The 7841-nt window shown below is 54.2% G+C and carries 6 protein-coding genes and 2 pseudogenes; 6 read left to right on the top strand and 2 right to left on the bottom strand.

The window, feature by feature from the left end:
• Both NCN04_RS05035 and NCN04_RS05030 read left to right on the top strand, forming a co-directional pair.
• Nucleotides 1–232, top strand: a pseudogene (locus tag NCN04_RS05035) (hypothetical protein); the annotation flags it as partial.
• Between the two features lie 42 nt (nucleotides 233–274).
• The gene (locus tag NCN04_RS05030; protein WP_250395368.1) at nucleotides 275–1333 is read left to right on the top strand and encodes a molecular chaperone DnaJ; all 1059 of its coding nucleotides are present in this window, start codon (nucleotides 275–277) and stop codon (nucleotides 1331–1333) included.
• A gap of 786 nt (nucleotides 1334–2119) precedes the next feature.
• On the opposite strand, the gene NCN04_RS05025 is transcribed toward NCN04_RS05030, so the two are convergent.
• Nucleotides 2120–2614 carry an allophycocyanin subunit alpha-B gene (locus NCN04_RS05025; RefSeq protein ID WP_048346455.1) on the bottom strand — a complete coding sequence of 165 codons (495 nt, stop codon included), beginning with the start codon at nucleotides 2612–2614 and terminating at the stop codon, nucleotides 2120–2122.
• Between the two features lie 80 nt (nucleotides 2615–2694).
• Between NCN04_RS05025 and rlmD the strand changes: the two genes are divergently transcribed.
• Nucleotides 2695–4089: a 23S rRNA (uracil(1939)-C(5))-methyltransferase RlmD gene (rlmD, locus tag NCN04_RS05020; protein WP_250395367.1), complete on the top strand. Its 1395-nt coding sequence runs from the start codon at nucleotides 2695–2697 to the stop codon at nucleotides 4087–4089.
• Here rlmD and pheT read toward each other — a convergent pair.
• Nucleotides 4067–6517 carry a phenylalanine--tRNA ligase subunit beta gene (pheT, locus tag NCN04_RS05015; protein WP_250395366.1) on the bottom strand — a complete coding sequence of 817 codons (2451 nt, stop codon included), beginning with the start codon at nucleotides 6515–6517 and terminating at the stop codon, nucleotides 4067–4069. The two genes, rlmD and pheT, sit on opposite strands and share 23 nt — an antisense overlap.
• A 153-nt stretch (nucleotides 6518–6670) precedes the next feature.
• Between pheT and rpmG the strand changes: the two genes are divergently transcribed.
• From rpmG to NCN04_RS05000, 3 genes and pseudogenes are all read left to right on the top strand, one after another.
• Entirely contained in the window at nucleotides 6671–6871 is a 201-nt protein-coding gene (gene rpmG, locus NCN04_RS05010; protein ID WP_011619264.1) for a 50S ribosomal protein L33, read from the top strand.
• 38 nt (nucleotides 6872–6909) lie between these two features.
• Nucleotides 6910–7131 carry a 30S ribosomal protein S18 gene (gene rpsR, locus NCN04_RS05005; RefSeq protein ID WP_006041316.1) on the top strand — a complete coding sequence of 74 codons (222 nt, stop codon included), beginning with the start codon at nucleotides 6910–6912 and terminating at the stop codon, nucleotides 7129–7131.
• Nucleotides 7132–7285: 154 nt separating this feature from the next.
• Nucleotides 7286–7841 (top strand): annotated as a pseudogene (locus tag NCN04_RS05000) (ribonuclease II); the annotation flags it as partial.

Raw genomic sequence — 7841 nt, 5'->3', positions numbered from 1 at the left:
CAACAAGGCAAAGCCGATCATTCGATCTCCTCAACCTCAAGCCACACCGCAGACCTATCCCAAACCGGCCCCAAGGATTCCTCCTCCGTCTCTTGCCGCACCATCAAGTGGCACCAATCAGTTGCCGTCAGCGATGATCATGCCTCGGCGCGTGAATGACTCGCTGGAGCAACGTTATCGCGATGCAATCAAGGCCCAACAGGATTGGTTGCGTCGACTACAAGGTCAATAGGTTTCGCGCATTTCATTTACTCGGATCATCGCGGCAGACTGAATGGGGCGTCGGATCACACTTGAACTTCCTGATCATCTCGTCGATCGCCTCGACGAGCTGAAGAAAGAGTGGTGCATCAGATCGAGAGGCGATTGCTTAACGCGATTGCTCGAAGAAATCTGGACTGACGAGACAGATCTCGAGACAGATGCCGATGATCTGCTCGAGAGCGGAGCCATCGAGGATCCAGAGGACGTTTCGGCATCAAGCTCGCCTGATCCCATCGGATCTACCCCAGGCCAGCAACCCACAAAACCTTCCTACGACGAAGACCGAGCCATCGTTTTAGTGCGCCGAAGTCAAGACCCTAAGGAGCAAGACGCAGCGTCGCTGCTCACCGATGAGACCAGTCAGCCGAACCAAAGAAAAACGAAAAGTCCTGGCATTGACCTACCGGGATTTGTACGCAGCCGTACACAAGCCATCCGAACCAGCCTGCAAAAACCGCAAGTACCAGAAGAGCGGCCCGACAGTCCCTTTGTACCGGTGGTGAGTTTTGACCACCTCACCGCTTGCTGCGCTAAGGCCATCGATCATTGGACCAATCTCTATGGATCAATGCCAGGAGCAACGGTTCTTGAAGCGGTCATGCTCTGGATGGCCCGAGATATTTGGCCCCAATTAGATGGAAGCGAGGGCCGCACCTTCACCTGGAGTCAGGTGAACCAGTCCATGCAAGACGTCTGTGCGGATTGGTCTGTGCAATCTCCAAAATTCGAACATGTGATTGTCGCTGCTGCAGTTCTCGAGGATCCATTTGCAGCAGGGAGCTTGGAGGATCGCATTCCAACCTTGATTCGCCGCTTTGTGAACCGCTTCAAACGGAGCCGGCGTGTGACGTCATTTGAAACCTTGGAATCCACCATGACCCTTCATGGTGCTCTGCGTTTGTTAGATCTGCCCACACAGGCTGGAGCATCACTCACATTGCGTACCATCCGAGACGCCTACAAGAAAAAGGCAATCGAGGCCCATCCAGATGCAGGTGGCTCTACGGACGGCATGAGACGACTCAACGAGGCTTACCAAATGTTGCGCGACCTCTACAGAGACAAATAACCTCAGCAGTCTCGCTCGAGGCTCATCAATGGACTCACCGAGAGACTCAATTGGGATCAATTTGAATCAGTTGTCTCAGGCAGGTCTCAAAACAAGTCCAAGAAAGAGTCGCAAGTGAGACCCCTGGTCAACTTGTTATTAAGACCCATCTTTTCCATCGTTTTAAATGCAGGAACCTTCAGTACCCCGGTCGACTGAGCCGATAAAAACGAATGGATCGTCCGAGACGGAACTCTGATTGCGATGCGCTCACCGCAAAGCCACGATGCAATCCCTGTCCACGTACAGCGATTGCATGTCCAAGGCAATGATGGCCAATGCAAACACAAGTGCTTGCAGCCTTCTTGAAGCTCGCGTACCTGCTGTAGACACAGTGACGCAAGAACGCTGGCCTCCCTGTTCAGCCCTAGCCAGCCCTATGCCCCGGGCCACCTTTTTGGGACTAAACACCGGAAGCGCTCACGGAACCGAAAACAATCAAATGCGGCTCACTCGTGTCTTATTAATAGACTGATAACAAGACGCAACTGAGACTAGCGAGATAAGTGATTAGGTTGTGCGCGATCAAGGTTCTCCTGCCTTGGCGCAGAAACGAACCGCCCCATTCCTGCCAGAACGTGGGGTTTCACCGGTGACATTGGGGAGAAACCAAAATGCCTAGAGGCATCGCTTAAGCCGAAAGACACTCATGAAGTGTCTCGAACGAGACGTGTGGAACACAGTCTCGAGAGCAGTCAGCAAGAAAACAGCACTGGTCAGCCGGCTGTGGGATTAAGACAGGATGGCTTAGGTCGAGGTCTGCATCCCTTGAATGAGGTAATCGAAATAAGGAGCTGCGAGTGCTTGCTGGTCTTCAGAAAGAAGTGTCAAAGAAGCCTGTCTCATGCAGCGCATGGCTTCCACCATTCCAGGCATCGGAACACCAAGGCTGTTGTACATCTCACGCGCACCCACTAGACCAATCTGTTGGATGAGCTCGGTACTGCCTGCAAGAACTCCATAGGTCACGAGGCGTAGATACCAGCTGTAGTCACGCAGGCACTGGGCTCGTTGCTTCTGACCGAAGGCATTGCCTCCAGGAGCAACGTATTCAGGTTTTCGACTGAACAGCTGTTTCGCTGATTCATCGACGATTTTCTTTTCGTTCTCAGTGAGACTTCGAACAACAGATAAACGATTCGAACCCTGGCTGAGGAAATCAACCATGGATCGCAGTTCACCACTGTTGGGGTAACGCAGATCGTCATCTGCTCTGAGAATCAGATCCCGTACAACGCTCATGTCAGCTGGCAAGCTTGAATGAGTCTAGAGCTATCGATCGCTTCGCATGAAATTGCGGTGATTGGTGTTACGCCTTTGCAATGGCCCAGTCCTTGAGCGACCCACCAGTCGCCGGTCAAATCATCACCGTTCTCGGGAGCGATCTCAATCACCAGGGCCTTGGACTGGCTCGCTGGCAAGGCTGGGTGGTGATTGTTCCCCAGCTGCTTCCAGGGGAAGAAGCCCAAGTGCAGTTGCTGCAACGCAAGAAGTCGCAATGGTTTGCACGCCATCTCAAAACGCTCGTTGCAGGCCCAGGCGCAAGAAAATCCCCCTGCATCCTTGCTCAAGACTGTGGAGGCTGTTCTCTGCAGCACCTCGAAGACAGCCTCCAGGCGGAATGGAAGCGCACGCGTCTGGAACAGACCCTTAGACGGATCGGTGGAATCGACATCCAGTCGCCTGCGCCGATCAACAACGACCTTGACCATTTGGGCTACCGCAATCGAGCCCTGATTCCCTTGCTTCGGCGAGAAGATCAACTGCGACTGGGGTACTACCGACGCGGGAGCCACCGGATCGTGAACCTCAATCGTTGTCCAGTCTTGGACCCGCGCATCGATGCCCTGATCAAACCTCTCAAACAAGACCTGGAAGCCAGCGGCTGGCCAGCTGATGCTGACTTGCATGGCGAACCAGGTCTGCGCCACCTTGGCTTGCGCGTGGGTGTGAGAACAGGAGAACTGCTGATCACATTGGTCAGTGCAACAGCCGAACTCAACGGTGTAAAAACGCTGGCCGAGGAGTGGATGAACCGGTGGCCTGCCCTAGCCGGTGTGACCTTGAACCTGCAACCACGCCGTAGCAATACCGTTCTCGGTGCGATCACCCACACGCTCGCTGGTCGAGATTGCATCAGCGAACGCTTCTGCGATCTTCAACTCCTTCTAGGAACCACCACGTTCTTCCAAGTGAATACCGATCGTGCTGAGCAGATCGTGATTGTTTTGCGCGATTGGCTTCTCCAGCTTGGAGACTGCAAACGCTTAATTGATGCCTATTGCGGCATTGGAACCATCAGCTTGCCGATCGCTGCAGCTGGAATAGGCGTCGTTGGTCTTGAAATCAATCCGGCGTCTGTCCAACAGGCACGACAGAACGCGGCCTTGAATGGAATTACTGAAGCCAGCTTTGAAGCCGGCGATGTGGCATTACTACTGGGAGATTACCTTCGGGATCACGATGCTCTTGTGGTGGACCCACCACGAAAAGGATTAACGCCAGATGTGCTTGACGCCATCCTGAATTGTCCACCCAAAAGCCTGGCTTACCTGAGTTGTGATTCTGCAACCTTGGCGCGGGACATCAAACGACTGGTCTCAGATAACGGTCCCTACACCATTGATCGCATTCAACCAGTGGACTTCTTTCCCCAAACAACCCATCTGGAATGCCTGGTGCTGATGAAGCGCATCAACTTCGAAGCTCAACGTTGAATTGTTTGACCAAGGCCTGCCGAACCTTGTCTTGCACAGGTTGTAGTTGCTCATCGGTCAGCGTGCTGTCTTTGCCGCGATAACGAAGGCGGAAAGCCTGACTACATTGATCATCAGGGAGTTGACCTCCTTCAAACCGATCGATCAATTCCACACTTTCGAGAAGCGGCTTCCCCGCTTTGCGAATGGCCTGCATCAGGTCGGCAGCTGGCAATGTTTTCGGCACAAGCATCGCCAGATCCCTTTCCATCGCAGGAAGTGTTGAGAACGCTTTGAAAGTGGGAACCCAACGATTGCGCCGCGTTGCCGCTTCCAAGAGCCTTGGCAGATCAAGGTCAAACAGATAGGTGGCGTCGGGGAGCTCGTACTGCGAACACAGCAGGGGATGGAGCTGGCCAAAGCAACCCAGGCTGCGTCCTTCGACCACCACTGCTGCTGCACGCCCGGGATGAAGTCGCGAGTCGTCAGAGAGAGGGCGATCTTGAGTTTCCAGGCCTAGGGAGTTCAAGACGGTGGCGAGTACACCACGAGCCATGAAGTAATCGGGCATGAGTGGCTTGCCGCTGCTGGACCAGCGTGAAACACGCCGTTCTCCACAAATCACTCCACCAAGACGCGCTGTCTGGACAATCTCTCGGTCCTGAGGATGAAACACATGGCCAATTTCAAACACCCAGCAGCCGGGCTGGGACGCTTGAAGGTTGCGTTGGCAGATCTGAAGATGCTCCTGCCAGAGCGCAGTTCTGAGATGGCTGGTCTCCGCCAAGAGAGGATTGCTGATAGGAATCCGATTGGGATCATCGGCGTCCGCACCCGTAAGCGATAAGCAGGTGATCTCTTGAAGACCAGCACTACAAAGGCGGCGACGCAACCGACGCTCCGCCTGCTGCCTATCGGTGAGCCCACCTGGAGCGAGGGGATCAGGCAAGTGAGCACCAAAACAGTCGAATCCCACAAGACGCGCCACCTCCTCGATCAGATCCACCTCGCGACGAAGGTCCATTCGACGGGAGGGGGGGACCACCACCGTCCAGCCGTCCTCAGAAGAGTTGAGTTGACAACCGAGTGCTGACAAACAATCTTCCACTTGTTGATCACTCACATCGGTTCCTGCTTGGCCCTCAGCAGCCAAAGGCCCCAGAAGCTGATGAAGGGCGTGACGGCGAAGGGTCACCACCGGTTCAGGATCTTCCTCGGCAGAGCACTGCCAGCTGATGCCAGCCACACCACCTAGGAGTTGATCCATTAGTTCAAGCGCACGACCAGCCGCAGGCAAGGTGATCTGACGCGGTAGACCTTTCTCGTAACGAGAACTGGCATCCGTACGCAATCCTGTTGCACGACTGCTGCTACGGATCGAAGCAGGAGTGAACAGGGCTGATTCCAGCCAAATTTTGCTGGTCGTCGCCGTCACTCCGGACTCAGCACTACCGATCACCCCCGCAATCGCAACCGGTCGATCACGACAAGTCACCAACTGAACGCGCTCATCCACCTCGATGGTGCGGCCATCTAAACCCGTGAAGGGTTCCTTGGAGCGTCCTTGCCTCAGTCCAAAATCAGAGGGCTTGACGTCGCTGCCACAAAGCCGTTCCAAGGCATCAAGGTCGAACGCATGGAGGGGTTGACCTTGTTCCAGCATCACCAAATTGGTGATGTCCACAATGGCGTTAACAGGTTTCACACCGGCCCGGAGAAGTCTCTGTTGGAGCCACGCAGGAGCATCTTTTCCACCATCAAGGCCGCCCACTTCAGTCAGGGCGTAAACACCCCCCTCCTTCATCGCAGATGCATGGTCTGCTGAAGGGTTCAGATCAGCTACGGACGTTGGAGCCTCCGGCTGAGGCAAGTGCAGAGACGCTCCTGTCAGCGCCGCCACTTCCCTTGCAATTCCTGTCATCGACAAACCATCTGGCCGATTCGCAGTAATCGCCAATTCCAGAACGGTGTCATCCAAACCAAGGCATGGCGCCACTGGTGTTCCAGGTGCAGGAAGGCTTTCAAGCAAATCGTCCAAGACAGCAATGCCGTCAACATCCGTGGGTTGCCCGAGCTCGGCGAGCGAACAAATCATTCCCTGGCTCGCGACCCCACGCAACTCACCAGCCTTGATCGTGAGATTCACCGCAGGAAGAACGGCGCCAATGGTGGCAACAGGAACATGAATACCTGCTCGCACGTTGCTTGCACCACAAACGATCTGAACCGTCTCCTCTGCTCCAATATCCACAACACAGACACTGAGCTTGTCGGCATTGGGATGTTTGTCGCGTTCGAGAACATGGCCCACCACAACACCTTGCGCCATTCGGCTCAAATCATCGATCTCCTCCACCTCAAATCCAGCCATGGAAAGGCGTTCGCCGAGTTGATCTGCGGCTTCATTTACCTGGACGAGATCCTGCAACCAGGAAAGGGAGACCCGCACGTCAACGATTCAATCGGATCGCGATCCTACGAAGCACCGTGGAATCGTCAAAACAAAACACCATTGGAATCGTCAAAAATTTGAATGGTGTCAGTTGAAGATGTAAAGTCGTTCTTTGTTACTACGCTTCGCTTTTGCGGCGCAACGTCCTTTATGGCTAAAAACAAGGGCGTCCGGATCGTGATCACTCTCGAGTGCACTGAATGCCGGTCCGCCTCCGCCTCTGAAAAGCGTTCTCCCGGCGTGTCTCGATACACGACGGAGAAGAACCGACGGAACACCACTGAGCGGCTGGAGATCATGAAATTCTGCCCCCAGCTCAACAAGATGACTCTCCACAAGGAAATCAAGTGATTTTGCAGGTGTTCTTCGTTCAACAGCTTTCCTGAGTTATGTCTAGTTCCTTCTTTAAGAAGCGTCTTTCTCCGATCAAACCTGGAGATCCCATTGACTACAAAGATGTGGATCTACTGAAGAAATTCATCACCGAGCGAGGAAAAATTCTTCCTCGTCGTTTGACAGGGCTGACTGCGAAGCAGCAGCGCGACCTGACGAATGCGGTGAAGCGTGCGCGCATCGTTGCATTGCTGCCCTTCGTGAACCCTGAAGGCTGATCCACTGGCTTCGTCCTCTCTCCAACCAGGAGATCTTGTCGGCGTTCACGAGTCGAAAGGTAATCAACTGGCTGTCATCGAATCGCTTCAAGGCAGCAAAGCGCGCTTGAAACTCGGATTCGATCGCAAATCTGTTGTTCTACCTCAACGGCAATTGGATCTTATTTGCCCCCTGCCCTCCGGAGCTGAACTTCCGGATGGTCTGGGGGCTTCTCCTTGGAATCTGAAACCCGAACAAGTCAACACTGCGTGTCTCGATCGTCGCAGTTGGGGCTCGGCATGGCTCTTGCTCCTGGAGTCAGACGAGACAGTTGAGATTAATTTTTTGTGTGATCTGGTCTGCGGAGGAACCAGTCCAAGCCAGTTGGCGCTGTGTTGGCTGGCCTTAATGGGTCCCCAGCTTTGGTTCCGTTACAAGCAGGATCAAATCAAGGCTCGCTCAGCAGATGAACTGAAACCGTTGCGCCGACAGCAACGACTCAAAGCCCTGGAACAGCAAAGAGAACAACTCTGGAAACAGCTGTTGAGCTCCCGAAAACAGCTGGATCTCGCAAGCCTCCCCCAAGCCCTATGCGAAAGGTTCGAGCAACTCAAGGACCTGGTTTCAGGTTCCATCGAATTTGCCCAATTGGATCGGTCCGTTCAGCAGAGCCTGGTGGGTCTACGTCTCGATCAAGACCGGGCTGAGCTTCGACTTCTCTTGGTGGATC

It is taken from the genome of Synechococcus sp. MU1655, assembly GCF_023630655.1.
In the GTDB taxonomy this organism is placed as follows: Bacteria; Cyanobacteriota; Cyanobacteriia; order PCC-6307; family Cyanobiaceae; genus Synechococcus_C.
This window is presented reverse-complemented; position numbering and strand designations above follow the sequence as displayed.

Bases quoted from the DNA above. Each gene is read 5' to 3' on its own strand.
- NCN04_RS05030 (WP_250395368.1), top strand. From the start codon at position 275: ATGGGGCGTCGGATCACACTTGAACTTCCTGATCATCTCGTCGATCGC.
- NCN04_RS05025 (WP_048346455.1), bottom strand. From the start codon at position 2,614: ATGAGCGTTGTACGGGATCTGATTCTCAGAGCAGATGACGATCTGCGT.
- rlmD (WP_250395367.1), top strand. From the start codon at position 2,695: ATGGCCCAGTCCTTGAGCGACCCACCAGTCGCCGGTCAAATCATCACC.
- rpmG (WP_011619264.1), top strand. From the start codon at position 6,671: ATGGCTAAAAACAAGGGCGTCCGGATCGTGATCACTCTCGAGTGCACT.
- rpsR (WP_006041316.1), top strand. From the start codon at position 6,910: ATGTCTAGTTCCTTCTTTAAGAAGCGTCTTTCTCCGATCAAACCTGGA.